This is a genomic window from Bacteriovorax stolpii (assembly GCF_002872415.1).
In the GTDB taxonomy this organism is placed as follows: Bacteria; Bdellovibrionota; Bacteriovoracia; order Bacteriovoracales; family Bacteriovoracaceae; genus Bacteriovorax; species Bacteriovorax stolpii.
Genome location: NZ_CP025704.1, coordinates 2,436,098 through 2,459,927 on the forward strand (window position 1 = coordinate 2,436,098; position 23,830 = coordinate 2,459,927).

Genomic DNA, 23,830 nt, shown 5'->3' on the forward strand with positions numbered 1-23,830 from the left:
ATGAGAGAGCTGGGCATCCTGTATTTTTTACAGGATTAAGGTTTGATATCGAGTGCTTCGAGAACTCCCAAGGCAGCAGTATTAGCCACCATTTGGGCGCCTAATGGGGTAAAATGACCGAAAACTTTTCCGAAGCCGTCAGAGAAGAGGTCGCTGAATTGTTTTTTTTCCATCATCTTTTGGAAGTTATCATTGTTTTCAACGAAGATTACTCCTTCATGGGCAATGATCACTCGTTTTAGTGGGGCGACAGGAAGACGTGGGTATTGCATAACCACAACGGGAATTCCTTTTTCCTGAAAGCTTCTAATAATGCGTTGGATGTTTGTTTTGTAAGAAGAATTTTCCCAATAATCTGTTTGAGTCGCGTAAGTAATTCCATCTGGTGGAAGCTTCAACTCTTCACGCAGGTTATTTTTTATATTCACAAACATAGGCCGGTGAAATGGCACGACATCTGATCTTAAAACCATTTCAACTGTTTCCAAGGCAAGTTTAGGATTTTTTAGAGCGTCACGCTGAATTTCGATGATTTTTTCCAACAATGGGTAGGAATCACTACAGTAGCCATTACTGTTTAAAAGCTTCGCTTTACTCTCCAAAAAATGAATGGCCTCTTTGGCCTTTCCCTCTTCGACCATCAAGCCTGCTCTATAAACATAATCGTTAAATTTAGTTTGGACTTCACTGTAATGAGTCGTTTGCCCACACCCTGAAGCAATTACATGAGTAGTGTCCTCTCGCAAAGAAAATTTTTTATTAACCAGAGTGATCCTGATAAATTTAGCAATTCTCGAGTACTCTGAAAGCCACTCCAGCCCTGCTTCCCAAGGTTCAGGATCATTATCTGCCAGCGACCACAAATCATTAATTCCAGTCATCACGATCCCGACGTCTGGTTCATGTTCTTGGATCATCCTTGGAGTATGCTCGAGGAGCACTCTGGTTGTCGTTCCAGTTATTCCACCATTGATCACTTGAAATGCATTATCTCCAAACCTTAGATTAAGAGTTTTTTCCAACAATGAAGGATAAGAAACATCTCCTCCCCAAGCAGTTGTTGATTCTCCAATACAAAGAACTTTATATTTAGCCCCGCGGATGTGGCTCTCCTGGGATTTTTGCATTATTTTTTGAAGCACAAATGCGGTTGTATTAAGTGAGAGTTCTAAAAAGAACAAGGTTACGAAAGAAAAAATAAGAATTTTTTTTAAAGTCTTCACGGTTTTTTCACGTCTCCTGAGATTTTAAGTATAACAGGAACCAGATTTTCCGCCATGGTTTGTGCTCCCAAAGGAGTCATGTGGCCAAAGACATGAGCAAAATGATCAGAAAAGACTTCATTGTAACTCTTTTTCTTAAGGAGTTCTTCAAACTCATTTACATTTTCAACGAAAGTCACCCCTGAATCATTTAAAAGTATACGCTTTAAAGGAGCAACTGGCATCAATGGGTACTGCATGACAATGACAGGCAACCCTTTTTCTTGAAACTTTTTTACTAGATATTGCAAATTTTTTTTGAAAGTCAAATTTTCCCAATACGTGAGAACCTTTGCTTTCGCAGGAGGCATCCCCAAATCTTTCCGAATTCTATTTCTTACATCCAAAAGTTGGAAGCGATAATGAGTAATCATTTTTTGATTTAAAAATTCTTCAATTTGATCAAGCGCCTTTTTAGGATCTTTTAAATCCTTTTCGTAGTACTCAATAACTTTTTCCTGAAGCAAATACGAGTCTGCACAATATCCATATGAATTGAGTCTCGATATCCCCAACTTCAATGTCTCAATGCTTTTTTGAATTTGGTTTTTTTGACGATATAGTAATGACAGGTTTAAATAAATATCATAACTGGTAATTTTTTTTGCTACTAATTCCTCTAAAACTTTTTGTGATTGGTATTCAGGAGTTGAATATTTCGGCCCCTGATTACAGGTTGAGATGAAAACTTCTCTTTCTTCCGGAATTGAATTCTCAGCCTTCATATTTATCATAGTCAGACGAATAATCTTTGCAATTCTCGAGTATCCAGACATCCACTCTAAGCTTTTTTCCCACCATTTCATTTCTCTATCAGGAAGATTCCAATAATCGTTAATCCCTACCATTAAGATTCCCAGCGAAGGATTATTATGAGCGATCAACGAATCAATATTATCCAAAATGTCATTAGTGTCCTTCCCTGGCATACCTGCATTGATCACCTTATAGCGATCTGAGCCACTCTTAATCGCTAGCTTTCTTTCCAGTATCCGCGGATAAGACGAATCCCCTCCAAGCCCAGTTGTAGACTCCCCAAGACAAAGTATATTAAAAGTTCCCGATGAGACGTTCGCGCTTTTTTTTGATTGATTATTCCAGACTTGAACAGCAAAAGCTGTCAATTGTAATAAGACCTCAAGGATGAGAATCCAGCCAATGAAATAAGCAATTTTTTTTTTCATTTACTTTATTCTAGCGTATGATGTGGGCAATGAACAAGGAGCCCTCCATGATTATTTTCATCACTGGTGCCACCGCTGGTTTCGGCGCTGCTATGACTAAACGCTTTATCAAATCAGGACATACTGTTATTGCCACAGGCAGACGAATTGAGAGACTCGAAGAAATGAAAAAAGAGTTAGGTGGAAATCTCTATCCGCTTAAGCTTGATGTTCAGGATAAAAAGGCGGTCGAGTCGGCCATTGACTCCCTTCCGACAGAACTCAAAAATATCGACGTACTGATCAATAACGCAGGCCTTGCCCTAGGAACTGACCCTGTTCACAAAGCTTCTCTAGAAGATTGGGAGACCATGATTCAAACCAATATCAATGGACTACTCTATTGCACCCACAAAATCCTGCCTGAAATGGTCAAGAGAAACCGTGGTCACATCATCAATCTGGGCTCAGTGGCCGGAGAATATCCTTATCCGGGAGGAAACGTGTATGGTGCAACGAAGGCCTTTGTTCATCAGTTAAGTTTAAATATGCGCTCAGATCTTTTGGGAACAAAAGTGCGCGTGACAAATATTGAGCCGGGCATGTGTGAGAGCGAATTTTCTGAAGTGCGCTTTAGAGGAGACAAAAATAAAGCCGAAGCTGTCTATAAAGGCATGCACGCTTTAAGTGCCGACGACATTGCTGAGACGATTGAATGGGTTATCAATAGGCCTGCTCATCTCAATATCAATGTTATTTCACTGATGCCGACAGAACAGGCCTTCGGTCCATTTGCTGTTTATCGCAACCACAATTCATGAAACTTGCGAGAGAGGTCTTCACGGTGTTCCGGAGCCGCGATATTAATGAGCGCCTTTGACCTCTCTTCTAATGTCAGGCCATGCAGGTAGGCCACTCCATACTCAGTCACTACATACTGAACGTGAGCCCTGGTTGTCACCACCCCCGCCCCTGGTTTTAAGAAAGGAACAATCTTTGATTCACCTTTTGATGTTTTAGAAGGAATGGCAATAATCGGCTTTCCTCCTTTAGACAGAGCTGCCCCACGAATAAAATCCATTTGCCCTCCGATTCCCGAATAAATTCGAGGCCCAATTGAATCAGCACAAACTTGTCCAGTGAGATCAATTTCAATCGCACTGTTGATCGCTACCACTTTAGGGTTCTGAGCGATGATGTGTGGATTGTTCGTGTATGAACAATCCAGAAGTAGAACTTCAGGGTTATCATCAATGAAGTCATAAATTTTTTGTGAACCAATAACAAAACTCGAAACAATTTTTCCCGGGTGTTTTACTTTATACTTTCCAGTGATGACGCCCTTGTCTCTTAAAGCGATCACACCGTCAGAAAACATTTCAGTATGAATCCCCAAGTCTTTATGGTTTCCTAATCGAGATAAAACCGCATTCGGAATAGCACCAATTCCCAATTGGAGTGTTGAGCCATCTTCAATCAATCCTGCAATATTTTTCCCGATAGCATCCGTCACAGGAGAGCTCACAAGTTCTTTACTTTGATAGAGAGGGGCCTCAACTAAAACGGCCTTAGTGATTTTTGAGCAATGAATCTGGTCACCAAAAGTTCTAGGTAAGCGCGGGTTGATTTGTGCAATAATTTTTTTAGCTGTTTTAAGGGCCGCAATAGAGATATCAACAGACGGCCCAAGACTACACATCCCATGTTTATCTGGTGGAGTCAGTTGCACCATGGCCACATCCAACTCTACTTTCTGGTTATAAAAGAGGTGGGGAATATCACTTAAAAAGATCGGTACATAATTCGACACCAAGCGGTTGTTAGTAGCTTCGCGCATATTGCCGCCGTTAAAAAAGGAGTGAACCTTAAAATTTTCACGGTAAATGTCGCCTGCATAACTAGCATCACCTTCAGTGTGCATGTGATAAATATGCACGTTATTTAGGTCTTTTGACCTTTTAACCATAGACTTAATAAGTTCTTGCGGAGTTGCGGCCGCGGAATGAATAAAAACATTGTCATTGGATTTGATTTCTAGAACGGCCTCATCGGTACTGACATAATTTAGCATCTTCGCCTCTTTGATTAGTTACCCTCATCTTATCCCTGGATCATCTAAAAAAACATAACATAAGTCAGATTCCCCTTAAAAAAGGGCAAGAGTTTCGATAAACTTTTATGAAAAACTACGATAGGATTTCTTATGAACATACTACTCACTGGATTATTGTCCTTTTTTTTGACTGTAAAAGTGGCCTTTGCCGGTCCTATGGCCAGTTATCATATCGAAAAAGGTAAACTGCACTCAGGAGGTAGCGCTCAAGTTGAAGTTCTGGAGAATTCTCCAGAAAAATTTGTTGCCAAGCTCAGCTACCACATTCAGAAAAAAATCCTGGTCCCCATTCCAGAGGACCAATTAAAAGGCGAAACTGTTTTTGAGTTTCCACCAGATTTTCGCGACGAAAGAGGATACCTCGAACTAGAGACCAAAGGTGTAATTGAACTTGAGAAGGCCAAGCTTCAATTCGTAAAAAGAGTAAACTGGCGTGGTCTAAAAGATGCTTATCAAGTTTTAATTCTACCAAAAAATGGACGCTCTAAGATTGAGGCCATCTACCACCCTTCTGTTAAAGCTGCCGGTTGGGGACGAGTCCTGGTCACATTCATTAATTCTATTCCCATCTTTAACGGCTACCAGGTTGTTATTGAAATTGACAACTAGGTCTTATGAAAAAAGGAAACCGTACTCCCATTACTCATCACATTCTTCCTACATCATCTAATCTGCTGGGAATTTGTTTTTTTATTTTAAGCTACGTTAAAATGGGAGAAAAATCAGAAATCACCTTGCTGGATGAGTGTGTAATTTTACCAATCGTGCTCTTCTTTGTGGCAAGCCTTCTTTCCTATCTATCCATGCGCTCAGAAAAAGACAAACCACGCATTGAAAATGCGGCCGATCTTATTTTTATGCTTGGTATCTTAAGCCTGTCAGTGATTGCTATTGCACTTTTTTTCGAGATCATTAAATGAGTTTAAAAACAATTTTCACCTTGGTTGTTTTTACTTTCTGTTTTAAGGCCCATGCCGAAAATGTAACCATCAGAATCTGCAATCTCGATACTGGCTTTCCCCCATTTACCAACACAAAGGGAACCGGAAAATGGCAAACATTAATAAAAAAGACTTTCAGCAACCTTAATCTCACTGCTCATTTTCAATACATTCCTCGTGAGCGCTGCCTGCTAAAAATGAGACGCGGTGATATTGATGCTATTTTTGCAGCCCCTTCCGACAAAAGGGCCAGCTATATGGCCTTCCCTAAATTAAAAAATGGCAAGCACGACGCTAATAAGGCCGTAGATATTCTTGTCTTTAGGGTCTACAAAAAAAAGAATAATCCACTTGATTGGGATGGTAAAAAATTTGAGAATCTTAACGATAAGACAATTGGAGCGCAAAAAGGCTTTAACACAATTGATGATTTAAATAATCTTAATGTGAAAACTGATGGTGACTTAGTGGCCACCGCCGAACAAAACATCATGAAACTTAATTTAAATCGTATTATTGCCGCTGTTGTTGAGGAGACCCAAGGTGATCAAATCATCAAAGAAAAAGGACTTAACGAACTGGTAAAGCTCCCAATAGTCTTTGGCAGCGCCACTGTCTATCTGGCCTTTTCTCAAAGTTTTTACGCTCGAAACACTGAGCTTGCTGAAAAAATTTGGAATAATATTCAAACACCTAAAAAAAAACTTTTGAGAGAGTCTCGACACTAAATTTTTAGAAGATAAACCCACTTCGTTTTCGTTCGTCCAATACTTTTTGCTGTTGCTAGTACCCTCTCCGTAGTGCTTGCTCCCAGATAAAATGGAAGCTTTTGTTTTTCAAACTCTTTTAATACTCTTTGATAAAGAAGCTTACTCACTCCTTTGCCTTGAGAATCCCTGGCAACAAAAATAGCTGCAATTAAACCCAATTTTCTTTTTTTATCTAAAAAATACCCGATATCTCCAACGAGCTTTCCTTTTTCTTTGGCCACAAGCAAACTTTTATTCTTCAACAGCCCTTGATAAAACTTGCGCATCCCCTTTTTAGCATCTGCTCGTTTAAAAAGAGTATGCATGCGACTGCTTTTATCCTTGATGTGTGACTCTTGGTCGAGTTCAATCAGACGATTGATATCTTTTTTCTCAAGAAGGGCTATTTTGATATCGGGATTATCAATTTTCTTTGAATGCAACATGGCCAGACTCTTTTTGGTATTTCCCAAAAGCTCAATATAGGTCAATGTCCCCTGTTTTTTAAAGTGCTTTTGAGACACAGTATCTTCGGCCGAAATCTCAATGGCCACACGACGAACCTTCTCCACTTTTTTAGTTTCTTCCTTCATCGCCTTTGCACATCTTTTAATATGAGCATAAAACTGGCGACGAACTGGTGGAAGGCAGTAACAAGACGAGACATGAAAAAAGTGTTCATGGAATTCGCCCATATACGTTTTGCGAAAAATAAAAAAATACCCGAGCTTCCCATCTGGCAGAAGCCCATAGGCCAGGTTATTTTCTTTATTTGCACTCTCAATGGATTTAAGAATAGCTCTCTTCTCCCTGACAGGGATGCTCTGTTTATAGAACTGGTGATAGCGTTTAAAACTTACTCCAGCGATTTGATTTAAGATTTTTTTATTCATAAATTAATCTTATTACAAAAGAATAGTGCACTCAACCTTGAGTTTTTCTTCTGGAGAAGATAAAATTTCCTTCGTGCACAAAACCAGTCGATTCTACCAAATTCTTTTTTATTTAAAACTTGTTGTTTTAAGTTTCATCTTCTGTTTGCCAAAAGCAGAGATGGGAAGCCTCGAGCGCCCTAATTTCTACAAAATCGACAAGGCCGAAACCTCAGCGCTTTTAATCGTTAATCATTCACAGATTGAAACAAAGGTCGTAAAAAAGTCAGGGCAACTCCTGGATTTTATCCTCCCTGATTTCACTGCCCCAATTTTTTACTCTCTCGAAAAAGAAAGCTTTGATCGTTTTATCAAGGTTTCTTCCAACGATCAGTACATCTCTCATCTCAAAGCACGCGCTCCTCCTGTTATTGGCTAAAAGATTCTCTTTAAACCAAAGACATTAATCAATTGTCCACTATGGACACGGGAGCGATATGAGCGAATTGCCAACGAATGAAACAACTTCAAAACCAGAAGTAAAAAAGAACTCTAATTACCAAGCAGTTATTATCTTGATAGTTTTTATTGTAATGTTTGTGGGTCTTGTGGCCTACGAAATTGCAACTAGAAAATGATTGTCTAGGTAGAGACTCTTTCAAATCTCCGGGGTCTCTGCCTATTCTTTATACCAACAGCTCGCTCTCTTTGCTGGATTCCTAAAAGTCTCATATCGGCATTGAATTGAAGGATAATTGTTAATTAATGTCTCGTTTACCACCGTCACGTTCACCGCATGCCTTACCAATTTTCTTCCTTGTCCTACCGAATTAGAATCGAACTCTTTCATTGAGTTCATCATCTCAAAACCGGCCTTTTCAACTCTCTTGGCAATATTGTGTTCCAACTCTCCAATCGCTTTATAATAACGAGGAAGGCAGACGCTTGCAGCGAAAAAGTCAGACTGACCTTCAGATGAAGACCACTCGGCACCAGTGATTGTTTGATGAGGAGCACCCCCGAGAATATGTCCCATCTCGTGACAAACAACGGCAGCGTAGGCATCCAGACTCATTCCCTGAATTCTTGTTGTCCCACCTAAAATCATCATGCGGAATTGCTCATTATAAAAGCTCACACCCGCCCCAAAAAAAGGACTCTCCCACTGAGCATCAAGCATCAGCGGGTAACCAGTTGTTTGAAGTTCTTTGCTAAAAAGTCCCATGATTCTGGCCGGGATAGTATAAAAATCAGTCAATTTAATTGGTGAATTAGGGGCCATCTCCGGAGTGATACAAAAGTAATCATTGCGATCAGCAGGGCATGTGATTGCAAAAGCAGAACCTGTAAAAAGCGTAAAGATCAGAATTCCCAATAGTTTTTTCATAAGAGCCTTATACCAAACTACAAAATGAAAGGTGATTTCGTGAAAATTTTCCACGAATGCCCCTAAATGTTTTTTTTCGAGTTATAACGCCGCCACTACTCTAATAAAACGAGGTGCTTATGAAATCATCGACACTTATTATGGCAGCTACTCTTCTTACCTTTCAAGCTACGATGGCCGGAGAAAAAACTGAAAGAAAACTTTTTACACTGGAAAAGAGTTTAAACTCTGAAAATATCCTTCTTATCCATACACAGACGGACGAAAGCTGTAAGTTTGTGACGAATGAAAATGGCTATGTGGACTTTTATTGGTTAATGGATGGCCTGACTAAAAAACCAGTGCATCCAATGATCAGAAGCAAAGTTCAAGAACGCGTGGCCTTTTCGGGAATCAATGCTACTCGCGATTCATTCAAAGTAAAACTTAATGACTTAAGTGAAATCAAACACGACCTGGAAGACACTAACATTGAAGCACTCGCCGCTTTTAAAAACGGTAATTGTGACGTGACATCAGTAATTATACTTGGAGCTTCTGCAAATTATCGCAAAATGAATTTAAAACGCACTTTCTGTGAAGTAGATAAAAACCTTCTGGGAGTCCCAAAAGGATGTAAATATCTTGAGCTTCAAGGGACAGACGCCGATACTGGCGAGGCCCTAAAAGTGCGCTTCAAAGGAAAATAACTAGAACTGAATACTCGCAGCGATATCGTCAATAGGCGCAAACTGCGCTTTGTCGGCTTTTAACTTTTGATCGACTGCACGCAATTCGTTTTTAAAGTCTTTAACATGCTTCTGCAAAAGAGTATTTCTCTTTCCAAAATCATACTCAGCATCCATTAACCTGGTCTTCGTAGACTCTTTAAAAAAGAGTCTACGGGCCATTTCATATTTTCCATAGTCCCAAAACTTCGTAAGCTTACTGCGGTCAATTTTAACTTTCTCTCCTGCTTTAGGAGGAGCATGACGAAGCCTTAAAGGAATCTTTCTAATATCCATGTTCCCATAATTGTAATGATCCACTGTGTGCCCAATACTCACATCAAAAAGATAATAAGCAACAGTTGAAATGAGAAGCTCGCGATCGCGCACCAACTCTACTCCTTTTGGAAACCCTGGCACCCATCCCGAAATATAATCGGCCCACTTCGAAAGGTAGAACACTTCTGTTTCAGTGAGATCAACCAGAATGTTTGTTACAAACTTTCTAAAGACCGGGTAATAGGCCTGGTGAAACTCTCCGTATTTTCCGACGATAAACTCTGGTTCGAACTGGTATTTAAAAGGTGGATAACTGTAGTTGTGATCAATACCGTTATATCCTTCCACTAATAAATCACGCAGCCCTTCATATTCTCCCGGATATGGAGCATAAGGCATCCACCACTTAGACATAAGAAGTGAACTCTTGAAAGTTAAAACTGCTTTTTCCAAATAAAGCGTAAAACGCAAATGTGGGAAAAGGAGTTGAAAAATAATATGATCTTTAGGTAAGGCCGTTTTTGTAATTGCGTTTACTGAGTCCATTGGAAAATGAAGCAATGGATGCACGACTAATGTCGAACAAAGCGCTCCCCCTTGAAGCACGAAATACTTCGCAAGCTCCCAGGCATCACCGTTTCCAGGTCTAAACATCGATTTCGTATCATCCACATAAATTTCAATCGCCGTATAGTGATCACCATCTTTTTTAAGCAGAGTTTTAGTCGCAGAGGCATAAATTCCAGGAAAGGTCTTCACCACTCTCACCGGTTCAAAATCACAAATCCAGATGTTATCCTGAAGAAGAATATCTCCAAAAATCTCTTTATCTTTTGAATCAAAAACGTTTTTAATGAATTTTGCCAACATAGTATGTGTCAGCATCTGAGCAAACTCTTCATCACTTACTTTTTCAAGACCAGGATTGAGAATCCCTTTAATGAAGGCCACAGGCGTATAGGCCAAAGTGAAAACATAACGAGAACCAATATGCAGCCACCAATCAATCGCTTCTCTTAATGGCAAATGAATGACTCCCGCTGATTCACCGAAAGGATGTTCCGGGCATGGCTGAGGCCATGGACCTTTTCTGTTATAAAGAAAGTCTTTAGGAGCTTTGTAATCAATTCCCATTGTGATTCCTATCAGTTTATGTTTTCAATATTCTGATTGTATTACAAAATAGATTTTTTATTGGGAAAATTTTTTACAAGATTAGTTGAGTGATATTAGCGCCTATAGATTTCTTTTTGAAGCTCTTTATACCTTTTAGTTTTCTTGAACTGTGCGAGTGCTTTTTTAAGTTTCTTGACCTTCTCATCTGAAGTCTGAAGACTCACGCCAATATAGAGTTCATGAGATATGCTATCGACCCGGGCCATTTTTTCAACTTTATCAAAACTAAAACCCGCTCTTTTAATTCTTTCAAGGAAGCTCATTTCATCATAAGGCATAATATCAATTCTTCCGGCGAAAAGTTTTCTAATACTGATTTCATCACTTGAAACAAGTTCAAGGTTTTTCCCACTGACAAAACCAAGCTTCACCAACTCAATTGCTTTAATGTCATCGATAGTGCCACCTGAAACATAACGCTTGGCCTCTTCAATTGTATTGGCCTTAATGTCATGGCGATCGCGCAGTTTCCAGAAATAAACATTGAAAGGAACAATTGAGCCAACCCATTTAAAAAGTTTTTCTCTCTCTGACGTTCTGGCCAGTGAATAAATTAAAACATTAGGTTCTTTCTGGGCAATTCGGTAGGCCCTCGGCCATGGGTAACCATAAAAATGGGCCTTGATACCAGCAATCTCCAGAACTCCTTTTACTATCTCAGTAGAAATCCCTCTAACCTCCTCTCCATCAAGAATTTGATAAGGTGGAAATTCAGTTGTTACGACCTTAAATTCTTCACCTCTGACTCCTTCTTGGATGCCTAGGAAAAGAATCATTGCCAATACCAGTATTTTCATAAATCTAGCCTATCAACTTCAGCAGCATTTACCAAGTAATAACTACAAGCTCCTTGCAAAGAACCAAAGAGTTGCTAATCTACTTTAATGAAACTCATGGCCACTTTACTTTGCTTATTCTGCTCGCTTTCTGCCTTCGCTCTGGAAGATTGGAAATCACAGATCATCGCCGATGCCAAAACTCTTTATACTGAAGAATCAATTCGAGAATTCAGCAAGCCTATTGAATTTACCATTCAAGAAGATATCACTGCAGCCGCCAGTGCCCGCCATGATTTCGACAAACTTACAGTTGTCATTAATACCGGACTTTTAAATAGTTCACGCCTTACGCCAGACTCTTTTCGAATGATTCTCTGTCATGAACTTGGCCATTTATTTGGAGGAGCTCCAAGAAAGAATGTACCTCCTGAATGGGATGGCCCAGTTGGATCAGATGGAATGAGCTTGATGAGCAGTGAAGGCCAGGCCGATTATTACGCCAGCTCTGCTTGTTTTAAGAGAATCTTAACGCTGGAGAAACACTCTTCAAAAATTGACTTAAAACGCGCTGGACCTGCTTTAAAAAAGAAGTGTCAGGTTATCGCTAAAAAAGAAGGAAAAGATTTTGAGATTTGCCTAAGAAGCGCGCTTGCAGGATTGGACTTTCTCAACTTAGTCCGCGACTTCCCTATCTCTTGTGAACATGAAGATAAAACTGTCGCCAAAGAACTCATTCGCGATTTTTATCCCGACAGGCAATGCCGTCTTGATACAATTATTAATGGAACTCTTTGCTCGGAAGTTCTCCCTCTTTCATTGCATCCTTTCGATGATTCAAAAAATACCTGTGTTGCTTCCTATGCTTTAAGACCTAAGTGTTGGTTTCCTTAGTCAATTAAACAAACGTCTCTACGCATTGTAGATTTCTTCCCCCTTGAGAAATGCCCAGTCTGCATTAAGATTTTTTCTTATGCAAAATTCATTCAAAACCCTGGCATTCTTTTGTCTTTTTATTCTTTGTACTTCCTGCCTGAAGCAGACGGAGTCGATTACCCCGATTGCCAAAGCTCAGACACTAGCAGAGTTGCAAAGAGAGGCAATGGCGATAACTGCACTTACTGCTGGCAATTCAGAGCTTTCTGAAAATGCCAAATCGACATTAGAGCAAACCAAAGATGCTCCCGATTTATTTTATCTCAATATTAAATACAACATCAAAGACATGGATATTTATGAAACCGCAGATATCCCAAACAGTTTTGAAAAACTAAGTAATGCCTTTTTAAAAACGATGATTAAACTCTTCTTGCGCATCAAAGGACCTCAGCGCGTTGAGATTGATCCTATTGAATTAGACCTCCCAGACTTGAACCTGGATTTTGAGGTTGTTAAAAGTATCAAAATCAAACGTGTCTATTTCCAATACAACAAAGAATTTGATCAATCAGTTGATAACAAGGCGAGTTTCGCTTTTGTCAGCGGACTTGACTTAAATCGTGTGGGCAGAAATAAGTCATTACTTCTAAACTATAAAAAGGCCAATAACCGATGCAACTATAAATGCATTGATTTCACTATTGCCGATGGCAATGTTTTCGATCTTATTAAAAATAACTCTCAGTCTATTATCTTAAGGCCAACTCTTACCATTGGCTCTCTTCCTAAAATCACTGAACTTCGCATTGATGGACAGATTGATTTACAAATTGGTTTAAAACTTCCATTTTAAAAATAAAAAGCCCTCGCATAAAGCGAGGGCCTTTTACCTGAAAGCTTAAACAGCTTGTGGGTACGGATAGTAATCATCATCATTACATTGATCCCATCCACCACCTTGGTATGAGCGAGAATCCCACTCATTGTCACGGCAGTGTGGACGTTCTGGTTTGTCGTTATCATCATTGTCATGCCCTTTTGTTGCACAACAGATTAAGATGATCACGCCCAGGATAAGAACAAGTTTAATCCCCATTCTACTTCCTGACCAGCTTGCTCCTTGTGAGTATCCTCCACTCAATTTTTCCAGAGCAAAGTTTCTTGCTTCATCAGTCGACATTGACTCATCATTGATTGTTTTAGCAATCTCTCTTACGTCATTTTGTAGTTGTTTATCCTTGATTTTAGCCAGGGTAAACTCGACTAACTCCTTATTTGTTAAGCCTTGAGTTTGAAGAGACTGAATCTCTTTTTCAAATCCATCTACAGTTGTTTTAAAGAACTGTTGATCTTTTTGATCCCACTCAACGTTTAACGAATAGTTCATTTCATCGAACGTTCTTTCTAAAGCTTTGGCCATAGCAGAAGTCTCTTGCACCGGTGCCATTGCGAAAGCATGTGTAAAACTCGTAAGCAGTAACAGGGCAGTAAATTTCTTAAACATAATTCCTCCAAAGAATTTTTATTTACGTGAGAAAAAACTAATATTAATTTTTAGAGGCCGCAAGTTTTTATAACTAAATTTATTTTTAGTTTTTAAACATAAGTCACTGATTACTTAATTTATTTTCTAAAAGGAGGTGCTATGAAGGAACGCTTATTATTTTTGTTTTTCTTAATTTTCTCTCTTACAACAAGTGTTAAGGCCGAAGTATGGCAGGCCAATCAAGTCTGGAATGAATATTGGGAGAATGAGTATCAGAAATGGGTGAACAAAAATCTCACCACACAAATTTTTAAAGATGGAAAGACTTTATTAACTGGTCTTCCTACTGATTGTGCTGACGCTTTATACGCTATTCGCATTCTCTTTTCTTACGAGCACTCTCTTCCATTCGTCATCAATGCCCCTGAAGTTCTTTCCTCTCAGATGAAAACATTCGGCAATGACACTTCAATGTTTGATTCTATTAGTGATGAGAAAAAACGTGTGCGAGCTTTTATTAACTATATCGGTGACGAAGTTGGGGCCTACAATCTTCAAAAGGATACATTCCCGATAAAGATCAAAGAAATTAATTCCGGTGTTATCTATATTGTTGAATGGCAACTCTTAGGAATGGGTAAATACAATCAACACTCTTATATGATCAAAGGCTTTGATTCTGATCATGAACTCGTCTACTACTATTCAGATGCTCCAAGAAAAGTCAGAACACTGGAAGTGAATGTGAAATACCCTCGTTTTGAATTTAGTTATGCTCCTTATGGTTACAGAAGATGGAAGTGGCCTTCCCACCTCTTGATTCCAGAGAGTCAAATTCCTTCTGAAGCAGGATACAGTCGTGAGCAATACGAACTTGTCGCTCGCGTAGGTAAGAAGCAGATACTAAAAGAGATCAGAGACATTCTTAGAAATTAGCTCTCCCTATCATTGGGCACCCCAACCTTAATAAAGCCTTAAGGTTCTGTATTTATTATAGCTGGGGTGTCCGCTTGTTTAGTTTTGCGATAAATAGTGTTTATGAAAACAAAACTCATTATCGCAACACTATGTTCTTCACTCATGTTTAATCTCGTCGCAAGCGAGATAACTCCTCTCCTATCGAGTGACTCCCCTTACAGGAATTTAAGAGAAGGAAATTCCCATCTCATCACTTCACATAAAGAAGATGATGTTGTGAGACTTTATAAAGACACTCCGGCCCTGGAGTCGTTAAGAAAAATTATTAATGATAAAACGATCAACCGTTGTGCGACTAAAGTTGTAAGTGCGATTCAAAAAGAGCTCTCTCTTTCATCAGAAGACGAAACTGAGCTGGCGATTTTAGGACTACGCCTGGATGACTCAATTGATGATATCGCTGCCGGGATTTTAATCAAAGCGGCCGATTCAAATTTTCTGTCTCACCCGATCGCTAAAAATGACCTGACGGCAGAAGAAGAAACAAAGGCCTTGGACATTTATAAAACCAAGATCGCTGACCTTCAGAATAAAACTCTTTGTAGCGAAGACACTTATAGAGCATTGGTCGGAAAATTAAATGAAGGTTCATATAAGTTTATCAAAAACTTAAAACACTTAAATAAGCTTGCTCTGGATAAGAAGATCATTAAAGAAAACGATTTTAAAACTCTTGAGCGCATGAGAGCAAAAAAAGTTCATGAATGGCCAATCACTCTATCGAGCTACAGAAGTACACTGGATACAGTTGCCAAAAACTTCCCAACGAGAAAGAAAGAATCAGCTAAATTAGTAACAGAAGCGGGTCGCTTTAAAAATAAAACCTCATTACGACAAGGTCTTTACGAGAAGTTCAATGCGACTCAAATCATCCTGCTGGCCAATGTTGTAAAGTCTCTCAAAAAAAGACTCGAAGCTAAAGATATTATGATTCACATTAATTATGTAGACCAGGAATCTGAGATAATCAGTCTTTCTCCGATGGAAAAATTCAGATTCATTCTTAAACTTTTAAGAAAAGAGCTCGCACTTATCAATAACAGTACGATTATCAATGGAAGACAAGCAACCTTCCTGGATATCATCACTGCAGCTTACGAAGTCGGCTACATTAGTGCCGATGAGATTGACCAGTTTGCGGCCTTAGAAGAAATTTGGAACCCGAAAAAAACTACGAAAGAAAAAGTCATGGTTTGGGTTAAGCTTTTTGGTGGAGTGGCCTCGGTGCTTCTTCCTCCTCCATTCGGCTTTCTTTCGGTCATGGCCATTATGCTAATTGATCAACAGGTTTCAGAAGCTCCAGTTAACCCGGATTCTGACTTTAACTTAATGTAGGACGAGTATATGAAAACACTCTTAATTTTTTCCCTTCTGTCCTTTACTCTAGAAGCTCATGCTTCAGACATTATGAAGCGTGCAGTTGTCCGCGATGACAACTTTAATGCCGTCATTCACGATGTTAAAATGGATAACTTAACCAGCGATGAAACATTTGAAGGCAAGTATTTCAAAATTGTAAAAGGAAAAGATAACGAAGCTGTGCGCTTTGATGATACAGAAGATATGCAATTAAGAGCTGCGACTACTTATTATCATTTAAATAAGGCACGCCAATACTTTGTCGATATTGCAAAGTCAGATTATGTCAAAAATCTTCCGCAAATTATTGTGAGAGTAGAACTCATTAACGTCTTCAATGAGATCGGTCACTTTGCCAACGATAATTTAAACCCACAATTCAACAATGCCCTGACTGTCCCGGCCGGGAAAGGATATCCTCCAAAGAACATTCCTCCCTGGAATATTGAAATCTGGTTTAGGCCATCAAAAGAAATTAATATAAAAGACTTTCAGGGAAGTGTTGACCGTCCAAGTGTTAAGGGGGCGATCGTTGATTTTAGAAATCAAACCCATATGACAAACTTTAAGCAGTTTATGACTGAGCTGCTTTCAGGTGGCTCGATCTCTGATCCCAGCAGTGTAATGAGGTTAGTTGGAAGCAGTCTCTTAATTGAAGCTGTTTATCAGAGTTCAGATATTGCTTCAGAGTTTTTCTCGCGCAAGATCTACCGTCTCGACTCTGCTCTTGTTCCGGAAATCATCTACCATGAATTTTCGCACGTTGCTTTAAGTAACCACATGGAGCTTTCACATTCGACTCCTGTCAACGAAGGGATGGCCGATTATTTTGCCGGCAAGATCGCCAATAGCAAAAAGCTAGCGCTTAAAATTAAAGAGTACAACCTTTTTAACGGTAAGAAGGTTCAAAGAAAACAGCAGTACAACCTGGCCTTTGAGCGCGGTGAATACGCCAATGCAGACTTCGTCTTTGGTCTTCTGTGGAATATTGGAGTGACAGTTGGTGAAGATGTAGAAATTCCTTTCATGAATAACCTGGCCGGTAAACTTCATACCAACGCCAATATCCGCGAAGACTTAATTCAGGCATCATTGGATGCGTGCAAAGAAAGTTGTAAGAAGCCTTCGACGGATCAGTTAAAGCTTTATACTTTTTATCATAAGAAGAATTTATAATTTGGTGTAATCTTCTTCACCTGTTGTAAAGCTAAAGGTCAATGCAGCTTCGTTGACCCTTAGGCCTGCATTGCTTTTTCCTTTCAGACAGACACTTCCCTTCTTAACAGAGATGGTATCAAAATCAATTCTTCCATTTGCCGCCATGTAGGTTCCACTTGAATCACACTCATTGCTGAAAAAAGAGCAGTCTTTTTTAAACTCAATATAAGTGTCATCAGACTTGGCCTTCCATTTTCCAATCAATGGACTTTTCTCACAGGAAACCTGCGCCGTCGATCTCTCAACACTCGATGCCTCTTTCTTGCTGCATGAAACACTCAAAAGAATCAGAACAAAAATCTTTAAAGAAGTTGTCATAAGTAAGCCCTCATTTAACTGATTAGCGGGTCATACTTAAAATTCGGAATTTTTATTTAGAACTAAACAAAATATTCGTTCAAGAATAGATCTAGATTATTTTTTTAACTTCATGGTCGGCTTCAGATCAAAATAATAACATAGTGCAATCATCAACAAGAACAAAATGAAAGCAATCGCCGCAATCGCCAACTCTTTCATCAGGATGAAGAGAATGATGAGCAACATGTAAGGAGTAAGAAAATTAATGATGAAAGAGCGGTAGTACGATCGTTTCACTGCTTTGATGGTGTCGACATCACTTTCTTCATCAAGCATGTTGTAACTTTTGAAAGCAAAAAAACCGTGAACGATATTACCAATGATCAACAGTCCTATGACAATCGCAAACCACTTATACTCCAGGATTTTCAAATAGAGATCGTTCTGAAACATTTTATAGAACATGCACAGAGCTGCAATCGCACTACAGAGAGAAGCAAAGAGATATGACCTCTTCTCTCTTGCAACCAGCATTTGAGAACGTGTGCTTTTCATGGATAAAACTCGAAGTCACAATGGCTCTATCACCTCAGCGTCTAAACACATTCACAAAAACCAGGTAACCGAGGCAAACGGTATTTAAATAAGTCCCCTATCGGATGCTTTTCTTAACTCCTTGAATTTAATTTTTCCGAATAATTCGCTCTTATGAAAATTGCCCCCATCAAGATTTTTCCCCGTCTTTCGATAACATTTTGAATACGGAAAAAATTTTTACCAATGTTTTTAAGACCTCGATCTAAGCAATTTTTTATTTATTAACTTTTCAACAAGGACGAAGCATTTGAAGAAGAAATTATTGACGACACTGTGCTTGTTCTCTTCTGTCACGGCCTTTGCTGCTGACAACCTCGTGACCAATCCTGGTTTCGAGTCAAGCCTTACCAGCTGGACCAAGTCCGGGTCATTTTCAGCAGTAAAGACCGCTCAAAGCGGACTCTACGCTGCCAGAGGTGGAACAGCTGTAGGAACTCTTACACAAAACGTAATGAGTAAATTGACGATTGGCGGGCGCTACACGCTGAGCTTCTATGGAAAACTGGACTCGATGGGAGTCTCTTCTATGGTCAGCATCAGGTTTAAGAACTCGCGCGGGGGCATCCTACAAGAGAACAGAATGGTCATTGGCTCAACGGCGTGGAAACAATACTCTACGACCTTTACTGTACCAGCAAACTCAACTGTTGCAGAAATCTATGCGATTAAAGAGGCCGGAGCTTCCTCTTACATGTATATCGATGCATTCTCTCTGGTAAGCCTGGATGAGGCTACAAGACCGATTAACACTGCTCCAGCGGTTCTAAGCACACAATCTATCACTACTAACGAAGACACTCCTGTCACTTTCAGCTTAAATGCTGGAACAGATGCAGAAGGAAATGCTCTGACTTATTTAAAAGTGTCAGATCCGGCCAGCGGGTCATTATCTTGTGAAGGCGGGGCATCTCGCGTCTGTACTTACACTCCGGCGGCAAACTACAATGGTCAGGTAACTTTCACATACAAAGTTAATGACGGCAGCCTTGATTCGAACATCGCCACAGGAACAATTACCGTTAATCCGGCAAACGATCTTCCAGTTCTTCCAACAGCACAGTCAATTTCGACTGCAGCTAATACAGCTGTATCTTTTAAACTTAACGATGCTGTTGATATCGACAGCACAAACATCACTTACAGTATCGTTTCAAAACCAGCGAGTGGAGCAGTGACATGCACAGGACAAAGCTGTACATACACTCCTGCTTCAGGTTTTAGTGGAACGACATCATTCACTTATAAAGCAAACGACGGTGTTGGTGATTCAAACGTAGCAACTGTTACAGTGACTGTTACAGCGGCCGCTAACCGTGCACCAGTTCTTCCTTCCTCTCAAGCGGTTTCAACTGCGTACAACACTGCCATCAACTTCAGCCTGAACGCAGGAACAGATGCAGATGGAAACGCTCTGACTTACTCAATCGTTTCTCAACCTACAAATGGAACTCTTTCATGCTCTGCCCTTTCATGTGCTTTCACTCCTGCTTCAGGATTTAGTGGAACGACATCATTTACTTATAAAGCAAACGATGGAAAAGCAGACTCAAACGTAGCGACTGTCACAATCACAGTTGCCTCTGCTCCGGTTGTAGTTCCAGATCCTGATCCAATTCCAGCTCCATCAACAGGGTATATTCCTCTTGGTGTTGGTGGCGGTGGAGCAATGAGTGGTGTTTCAATCAGCCCTTACTCAAACCTATGGTTCGTAGGAACAGATATGGGAACTCTATTTAAGTCGACCGACTTAGGTAAGAGCTGGAATGCTGTAAACCACTTCCAGGCAGTTTTTGATTCTGACTTAACAAAAGCTGTCAGTGTTGGTTTCTCAGCTGACGGTGTAACAGTTTTCCATGCTGCTGCAGGGATCAATCCTAAGAGAAGTACTGATGCCGGTGAAACATTCACGGCCATCAACATGGGTCTGGCCTCAGGTGAAATCATTAAGTACTTCTACTCTGACAGCTCGAATGCCAACATCATGTATGCTGGTACGACAAAAGGTCTTCTAAGAACAACCAACAAAGGGACATCTTGGACGAGAGTAAACTCAGAAGAAGCTGTGGGGACATTCATTGACCACAACACTAACGGGAAAGTTTACCATGCGACAAAAACAAAAGTTCTTGCTTCTAGCGATGACGGTGTAACGTTCTCTACTTACTACACACCATCAGCTGGTTCAGTAAGACTTTTTGCCGGTGGATCTGATGCAAGTGGTGTCACTCTTGCGATGTCAGACAGTGATGGTTCAAATGCTTGTTCATGGGCGGGGAAATACCTGAACGACTGGGGACAAACATCGATTGACCAAACATACGCTGCCTGTGGTTTCGTATGGGTTTCTAAAAACGGTGGAGCTTTCACGAAAAACGCTCAACCAGTTGGTGATCATTTAAAGATGGCGGAAAACGACTCTACAACAATCTATACGACTGGTGGTAGAGCATGGATTCGTCAATACGGTACAAAGGTTCACGTCTCTAAAGATAAAGGACAGACATGGGGATTAAAACTTAACCAGATCGACTACGATGTTGTTCCGTATGCTCCATGGTCAAAAGATAAAATTGAATACTCTGCTGTCGCTCTTGATGTGGGATGGTGGGATTCAGGATATGAAAGTTTTGCTATTAACCAAAGAAACTCTGCGGTAGTAGCTGGTTCTGGGTACTTCTTCCTTCACTCTTCTCTAAATACTGGGGATAACTGGCTGGCAGCTTTCACAAAGTATGCTGATGCTGGAACTCCAACAGCAGGTAAAAAATGGATCACAAGAGGTCTTGAAGTTATCTCTGTTTATAAAATGAAATTCCACCCGACAAACTCGAATCTTCTATACGGAGCTTCGGCCGATATCGGTGGTGTTGTATCTGAAGACCATGGGGCAAGTTTCAGAATCCCATCTCACCAGTACAACAGCTTCTATGACTATGCTTTTGACCCATCTGATGATTTAGTAGTTTACTCTGCTGCCGGATCTCTTCACGATTTCCCGAACGAGTGGCATGCTAACGCAGTTACTGGTAACGGTGGTATCTATAAATCTGTTGATAGAGGTAGAAGCTGGAAGCGCTTAACTCCAGTAGACACTAACTACAACCGTCAGTTCCTGTCTGTAGGTTACGATGCGAAAAATGACGTTATCTACGGTGGTACTCACGAAACAGGTATCGCAGTTTCTTACAACGATGGTGCAAGCTGGGCCTACCTAAATACAGGTCTTCCAGCAGGTAACAAAATTATTCCTCAAATTGAAGTAGACCCGAACACTGGTAACGTCTACGCTCTATTAACTGGAGATGCTCCTACGTTCTCAAACCAACCATACACAGGAATCTATTTCCTTGATGTGGTAAACGGTTCAAAAACATGGAAGCTTCTAAGAGGAACTGTTAACTATCCTAAAGACGCTGATGCTGGATACAAACTATGGTACTACCCTACAGCATTCGCAATCGATTGGAGCAATCCAAGCACAATCTGGATGGTTGACTACGAGAACAAAGGAAACTGGTTAATGACTGGTGCTTGGAAAACAACTGATGGTGGTAACACTTGGAACAGAATGAAACAAGTCACTCACGCGACTGATATCAAGATTGATCCAAAAAACCCTAACCAAGTTCACGTTTCAGGGTACTATGACCTGACTGGTGGATGGGGTAACGGTGGTATGCTGTACACTAAAGATGGTGGTGCAACATGGTCTAAGAACTCTCTTCCTCCACTACAAAGAAATGCGAGAAGTGTGACTCTTGATCCAAAAGACTCAAGCAAGATCTACTACTCATACTTTGGTGGCGGTATCCTATACGGTGCGAACCCAGCTAAATAAGTCTAACAAATCTTTCGGGCCCACTTCCGTGGGCCTTTTTTTTGCCCCATTTGGGGAATTGTTGCACAAATCTCTCCTTAAAAACCCCATCTTTTTTGGTCGCTCTTTTGCAAAAGGCATTTAGGTAAGTGTTCTTTAAAAAGGAGTCCTATTATGTCATCTCACCACGGGGAAAGTGTTTCGATTTGGTTTCAAAACGCCGCGATGCCAGAGCGTATTGCACTCAAAGAAGATTTTAAAACAGATGTCTGCATTATAGGAGGAGGAATTGCTGGACTCACGACGGCTTACCTTCTGCAAAAAGAAGGAAAACGTGTCTGTATTCTGGAAGCCTCTGACCTGGCCAGCGGGCAGTCAGGAAGAACGACTGCTCATTTCACCCACGCCCTTGATGACCGCTTCTATCTCATCGAAAAATACCATGGAGAAGAAGGTCTCAGGCTCGCTATTGAAAGTCATAGTGAGGCCATTCGTAAAGTTGAAGAGATTGTCAGAAAAGAGCATATCGATTGTGATTTAAAACGCGTGAGTGGCTACCTGTTTGCCGAAGGCGATAAACGCGATGGAATCCTGGAGCGCGAGTTTGAGGCCGCTCACCGAGGGGGCTTAATAGATGTCACCATCTCCACCACTTCTCCCTTTGCCAATATTCAAACCGGACCATGCCTACACTTTCCCCGACAGGTTAAACTGCATCCGATAAAATACCTAAAGGCCTTAACAGAAATTATCCTGAGAGATGGTGGTCAAATTTTTACCAACACTCCTGTTGTTGAAGTCCATGGTGGAGAAAATGCTTTTGTAAAAACCAAAGATGACTACCGTATCTTCTGTGAGAATATTGTCGTTGCCACCAACACACCAATCAATGACATGGTGGCCATTCACACCAAGCAGGCCCCTTACCGCACTTATGTTTTAGGTTTTAAAATCCCTAAGAACTCCTACCCTGACATTTTATTATGGGATACACTCGATCCCTATCACTATAGTCGCCTGTATGAGCGAGAGAACTTTGACGTTCTTATCGTTGGAGGAGAAGACCATAAGACGGGACAAAATGATGAACCAAAAAACTGCTACCTGCGCCTCGAAGCCTGGGCGAGAAAAAAATTTCCGTTAATTCAAGAGACTCTTTACCAGTGGTCAGGACAAGTCATGGAGCCGGTCGACGGGCTCGCCTATCTTGGACACAATCCGATGGACGAGAAAAATGTTTATATCATCACTGGTGATTCAGGAAACGGCATGACCCATTGTACGGTGGGAGCAATGCTCATTACCGATCAAATCATGGGACGGGAAAATGAATGGGAAAAACTCTACACCCCTTCGCGTATCTCATTGAGTGCCACAAAAAATTACGTGCAGGAAAATGCCAATGTGGCCTTGCAATACGCTGATTGGATCAACACATCTTTTAAGGCAGACCTTGATCAACTTCCAGAAGACGAAGGTGTTGTCTTTAGAGATGGTGGCAAAATTGTGGCCGCTTACAAAAACATCAATGGTGAAATGGAATACATGAGTGCTGTCTGTCCTCACCTGGCCGGAATTGTCGCTTGGAATGGGGCCGAAAAATCCTGGGACTGTCCATGCCATGGCTCGCGCTTTGATTGCCACGGAAAAGTCATTGAAGGACCGGCCATTAGCGATTTAAAACATGCTGAGCATCACCGTCCAGAAAAAGAGCGCATTTTTGAAAAGAATCTGCAGGGACGTTTTGATAAGAATGCTGTTGAATAATAAG

24 protein-coding genes are annotated in these 23,830 nt (G+C 40.5%); 14 read left to right on the forward strand and 10 right to left on the reverse strand.

Annotated features, from left to right (window positions below; translation table 11 throughout):
- Window positions 1–35: 35 nt before the first annotated feature.
- On the reverse strand, window positions 36–1,127 hold the full coding sequence (locus tag C0V70_RS11960) for an SGNH/GDSL hydrolase family protein (protein WP_133566623.1): 1,092 nt from the start codon (window positions 1,125–1,127) through the stop codon (window positions 36–38).
- 92 nt (window positions 1,128–1,219) lie between these two features.
- Complete coding sequence (locus tag C0V70_RS11965) at window positions 1,220–2,446, reverse strand: SGNH/GDSL hydrolase family protein (RefSeq protein ID WP_102244094.1); 1,227 nt, start codon at window positions 2,444–2,446, stop codon at window positions 1,220–1,222.
- A 47-nt stretch (window positions 2,447–2,493) separates the two neighbouring features.
- Here C0V70_RS11965 and C0V70_RS11970 point away from each other — a divergent pair, with 47 nt between their 5' ends.
- A complete protein-coding gene (locus C0V70_RS11970; protein WP_102244095.1) occupies window positions 2,494–3,246 on the forward strand; it encodes an SDR family oxidoreductase in 753 nt (250 codons plus the stop codon).
- Here the strand turns inward: C0V70_RS11970 and C0V70_RS11975 are convergent.
- Window positions 3,225–4,496: an acetyl-CoA hydrolase/transferase family protein gene (locus C0V70_RS11975; protein WP_102244096.1), complete on the reverse strand. Its 1,272-nt coding sequence runs from the start codon at window positions 4,494–4,496 to the stop codon at window positions 3,225–3,227. The genes C0V70_RS11970 and C0V70_RS11975 overlap by 22 nt on opposite strands.
- A gap of 132 nt (window positions 4,497–4,628) precedes the next feature.
- On the opposite strand from C0V70_RS11975, the gene C0V70_RS11980 reads away from it, so the two are divergent.
- From C0V70_RS11980 to C0V70_RS11990, 3 genes are read left to right on the forward strand one after another with little or no spacing between them, the layout of a single operon-like run.
- On the forward strand, window positions 4,629–5,147 hold the full coding sequence (locus C0V70_RS11980; RefSeq protein WP_133566622.1) for a hypothetical protein: 519 nt from the start codon (window positions 4,629–4,631) through the stop codon (window positions 5,145–5,147).
- Window positions 5,148–5,152: 5 nt separating this feature from the next.
- Window positions 5,153–5,458: a hypothetical protein gene (locus C0V70_RS11985; RefSeq protein WP_102244098.1), complete on the forward strand. Its 306-nt coding sequence runs from the start codon at window positions 5,153–5,155 to the stop codon at window positions 5,456–5,458.
- The gene (locus tag C0V70_RS11990; protein WP_102244099.1) at window positions 5,455–6,207 is read left to right on the forward strand and encodes a substrate-binding periplasmic protein; all 753 of its coding nucleotides are present in this window, start codon (window positions 5,455–5,457) and stop codon (window positions 6,205–6,207) included. Before C0V70_RS11985 ends, C0V70_RS11990 begins: the two co-directional genes overlap by 4 nt.
- Here the strand turns inward: C0V70_RS11990 and C0V70_RS11995 are convergent.
- The gene (locus C0V70_RS11995) at window positions 6,204–7,121 is read right to left on the reverse strand and encodes a GNAT family N-acetyltransferase (protein ID WP_102244100.1); all 918 of its coding nucleotides are present in this window, start codon (window positions 7,119–7,121) and stop codon (window positions 6,204–6,206) included. The two genes, C0V70_RS11990 and C0V70_RS11995, sit on opposite strands and share 4 nt — an antisense overlap.
- Before the next feature lie 73 nt (window positions 7,122–7,194).
- On the opposite strand from C0V70_RS11995, the gene C0V70_RS12000 reads away from it, so the two are divergent.
- Together C0V70_RS12000 and C0V70_RS19040 are read left to right on the forward strand one after the other, a co-directional pair.
- Window positions 7,195–7,539, forward strand: a complete 345-nt coding sequence (locus C0V70_RS12000; RefSeq protein ID WP_133566621.1) for a hypothetical protein — start codon at window positions 7,195–7,197, stop codon at window positions 7,537–7,539.
- 58 nt (window positions 7,540–7,597) lie between these two features.
- Window positions 7,598–7,738: a hypothetical protein gene (locus tag C0V70_RS19040; protein ID WP_158649663.1), complete on the forward strand. Its 141-nt coding sequence runs from the start codon at window positions 7,598–7,600 to the stop codon at window positions 7,736–7,738.
- 41 nt (window positions 7,739–7,779) lie between these two features.
- On the opposite strand, the gene C0V70_RS12005 is transcribed toward C0V70_RS19040, so the two are convergent.
- A complete protein-coding gene (locus C0V70_RS12005) occupies window positions 7,780–8,487 on the reverse strand; it encodes a hypothetical protein (protein WP_133566620.1) in 708 nt (235 codons plus the stop codon).
- A 119-nt stretch (window positions 8,488–8,606) separates the two neighbouring features.
- Here C0V70_RS12005 and C0V70_RS12010 point away from each other — a divergent pair, with 119 nt between their 5' ends.
- Window positions 8,607–9,176 (forward strand): DUF4833 domain-containing protein, encoded by a 570-nt coding sequence (locus C0V70_RS12010; RefSeq protein WP_102244103.1) that lies wholly within the window; start codon window positions 8,607–8,609, stop codon window positions 9,174–9,176.
- Here the strand turns inward: C0V70_RS12010 and C0V70_RS12015 are convergent, their stop codons facing one another.
- Window positions 9,177–10,607: a hypothetical protein gene (locus C0V70_RS12015; protein WP_102244104.1), complete on the reverse strand. Its 1,431-nt coding sequence runs from the start codon at window positions 10,605–10,607 to the stop codon at window positions 9,177–9,179.
- 95 nt (window positions 10,608–10,702) lie between these two features.
- Entirely contained in the window at window positions 10,703–11,446 is a 744-nt protein-coding gene (locus C0V70_RS12020) for a substrate-binding periplasmic protein (protein ID WP_102244105.1), read from the reverse strand.
- A 96-nt stretch (window positions 11,447–11,542) separates the two neighbouring features.
- Between C0V70_RS12020 and C0V70_RS12025 the strand changes: the two genes are divergently transcribed.
- Together C0V70_RS12025 and C0V70_RS12030 are read left to right on the forward strand one after the other, a co-directional pair.
- Window positions 11,543–12,319 (forward strand): M48 family metalloprotease, encoded by a 777-nt coding sequence (locus C0V70_RS12025; RefSeq protein WP_133566619.1) that lies wholly within the window; start codon window positions 11,543–11,545, stop codon window positions 12,317–12,319.
- 79 nt (window positions 12,320–12,398) lie between these two features.
- The gene (locus C0V70_RS12030; RefSeq protein WP_102244107.1) at window positions 12,399–13,157 is read left to right on the forward strand and encodes a hypothetical protein; all 759 of its coding nucleotides are present in this window, start codon (window positions 12,399–12,401) and stop codon (window positions 13,155–13,157) included.
- 45 nt (window positions 13,158–13,202) lie between these two features.
- Here the strand turns inward: C0V70_RS12030 and C0V70_RS12035 are convergent, their stop codons facing one another.
- On the reverse strand, window positions 13,203–13,808 hold the full coding sequence (locus tag C0V70_RS12035) for a hypothetical protein (protein ID WP_102244108.1): 606 nt from the start codon (window positions 13,806–13,808) through the stop codon (window positions 13,203–13,205).
- Between the two features lie 141 nt (window positions 13,809–13,949).
- Here C0V70_RS12035 and C0V70_RS12040 point away from each other — a divergent pair, with 141 nt between their 5' ends.
- The 3 genes from C0V70_RS12040 to C0V70_RS12050 all read left to right on the forward strand — a co-directional run bounded on the left by C0V70_RS12040 (window position 13,950) and on the right by C0V70_RS12050 (window position 17,303).
- Entirely contained in the window at window positions 13,950–14,726 is a 777-nt protein-coding gene (locus tag C0V70_RS12040; protein WP_102244109.1) for a hypothetical protein, read from the forward strand.
- A 102-nt stretch (window positions 14,727–14,828) separates the two neighbouring features.
- On the forward strand, window positions 14,829–16,103 hold the full coding sequence (locus tag C0V70_RS12045) for a hypothetical protein (RefSeq protein ID WP_133566618.1): 1,275 nt from the start codon (window positions 14,829–14,831) through the stop codon (window positions 16,101–16,103).
- Between the two features lie 9 nt (window positions 16,104–16,112).
- Window positions 16,113–17,303 (forward strand): hypothetical protein, encoded by a 1,191-nt coding sequence (locus tag C0V70_RS12050; RefSeq protein ID WP_102244111.1) that lies wholly within the window; start codon window positions 16,113–16,115, stop codon window positions 17,301–17,303.
- Here C0V70_RS12050 and C0V70_RS12055 read toward each other — a convergent pair.
- Together C0V70_RS12055 and C0V70_RS12060 are read right to left on the reverse strand one after the other, a co-directional pair.
- Window positions 17,298–17,663 (reverse strand): hypothetical protein, encoded by a 366-nt coding sequence (locus C0V70_RS12055; RefSeq protein WP_102244112.1) that lies wholly within the window; start codon window positions 17,661–17,663, stop codon window positions 17,298–17,300. The genes C0V70_RS12050 and C0V70_RS12055 overlap by 6 nt on opposite strands.
- Before the next feature lie 96 nt (window positions 17,664–17,759).
- The gene (locus tag C0V70_RS12060) at window positions 17,760–18,200 is read right to left on the reverse strand and encodes a hypothetical protein (protein ID WP_102244113.1); all 441 of its coding nucleotides are present in this window, start codon (window positions 18,198–18,200) and stop codon (window positions 17,760–17,762) included.
- A 289-nt stretch (window positions 18,201–18,489) separates the two neighbouring features.
- Here C0V70_RS12060 and C0V70_RS12065 point away from each other — a divergent pair, with 289 nt between their 5' ends.
- The gene (locus C0V70_RS12065) at window positions 18,490–22,080 is read left to right on the forward strand and encodes an Ig-like domain-containing protein (RefSeq protein WP_102244114.1); all 3,591 of its coding nucleotides are present in this window, start codon (window positions 18,490–18,492) and stop codon (window positions 22,078–22,080) included.
- A gap of 153 nt (window positions 22,081–22,233) precedes the next feature.
- A complete protein-coding gene (locus C0V70_RS12070) occupies window positions 22,234–23,826 on the forward strand; it encodes an FAD-dependent oxidoreductase (RefSeq protein WP_102244115.1) in 1,593 nt (530 codons plus the stop codon).
- The last annotated feature ends 4 nt before the right edge of the window (window positions 23,827–23,830 follow it).

Coding starts and splice junctions, on each gene's coding strand:
- C0V70_RS11960 (WP_133566623.1), bottom strand. CDS start 1,127: ATGCAAAAATCCCAGGAGAGCCACATCCGCGGGGCTAAATATAAAGTT.
- C0V70_RS11965 (WP_102244094.1), bottom strand. CDS start 2,446: ATGAAAAAAAAAATTGCTTATTTCATTGGCTGGATTCTCATCCTTGAG.
- C0V70_RS11970 (WP_102244095.1), top strand. CDS start 2,494: ATGATTATTTTCATCACTGGTGCCACCGCTGGTTTCGGCGCTGCTATG.
- C0V70_RS11975 (WP_102244096.1), bottom strand. CDS start 4,496: ATGCTAAATTATGTCAGTACCGATGAGGCCGTTCTAGAAATCAAATCC.
- C0V70_RS11980 (WP_133566622.1), top strand. CDS start 4,629: ATGAACATACTACTCACTGGATTATTGTCCTTTTTTTTGACTGTAAAA.
- C0V70_RS11985 (WP_102244098.1), top strand. CDS start 5,153: ATGAAAAAAGGAAACCGTACTCCCATTACTCATCACATTCTTCCTACA.
- C0V70_RS11990 (WP_102244099.1), top strand. CDS start 5,455: ATGAGTTTAAAAACAATTTTCACCTTGGTTGTTTTTACTTTCTGTTTT.
- C0V70_RS11995 (WP_102244100.1), bottom strand. CDS start 7,121: ATGAATAAAAAAATCTTAAATCAAATCGCTGGAGTAAGTTTTAAACGC.
- C0V70_RS19040 (WP_158649663.1), top strand. CDS start 7,598: ATGAGCGAATTGCCAACGAATGAAACAACTTCAAAACCAGAAGTAAAA.
- C0V70_RS12005 (WP_133566620.1), bottom strand. CDS start 8,487: ATGAAAAAACTATTGGGAATTCTGATCTTTACGCTTTTTACAGGTTCT.
- C0V70_RS12010 (WP_102244103.1), top strand. CDS start 8,607: ATGAAATCATCGACACTTATTATGGCAGCTACTCTTCTTACCTTTCAA.
- C0V70_RS12015 (WP_102244104.1), bottom strand. CDS start 10,607: ATGGGAATTGATTACAAAGCTCCTAAAGACTTTCTTTATAACAGAAAA.
- C0V70_RS12020 (WP_102244105.1), bottom strand. CDS start 11,446: ATGAAAATACTGGTATTGGCAATGATTCTTTTCCTAGGCATCCAAGAA.
- C0V70_RS12025 (WP_133566619.1), top strand. CDS start 11,543: ATGGCCACTTTACTTTGCTTATTCTGCTCGCTTTCTGCCTTCGCTCTG.
- C0V70_RS12030 (WP_102244107.1), top strand. CDS start 12,399: ATGCAAAATTCATTCAAAACCCTGGCATTCTTTTGTCTTTTTATTCTT.
- C0V70_RS12035 (WP_102244108.1), bottom strand. CDS start 13,808: ATGTTTAAGAAATTTACTGCCCTGTTACTGCTTACGAGTTTTACACAT.
- C0V70_RS12040 (WP_102244109.1), top strand. CDS start 13,950: ATGAAGGAACGCTTATTATTTTTGTTTTTCTTAATTTTCTCTCTTACA.
- C0V70_RS12045 (WP_133566618.1), top strand. CDS start 14,829: ATGAAAACAAAACTCATTATCGCAACACTATGTTCTTCACTCATGTTT.
- C0V70_RS12050 (WP_102244111.1), top strand. CDS start 16,113: ATGAAAACACTCTTAATTTTTTCCCTTCTGTCCTTTACTCTAGAAGCT.
- C0V70_RS12055 (WP_102244112.1), bottom strand. CDS start 17,663: ATGACAACTTCTTTAAAGATTTTTGTTCTGATTCTTTTGAGTGTTTCA.
- C0V70_RS12060 (WP_102244113.1), bottom strand. CDS start 18,200: ATGAAAAGCACACGTTCTCAAATGCTGGTTGCAAGAGAGAAGAGGTCA.
- C0V70_RS12070 (WP_102244115.1), top strand. CDS start 22,234: ATGTCATCTCACCACGGGGAAAGTGTTTCGATTTGGTTTCAAAACGCC.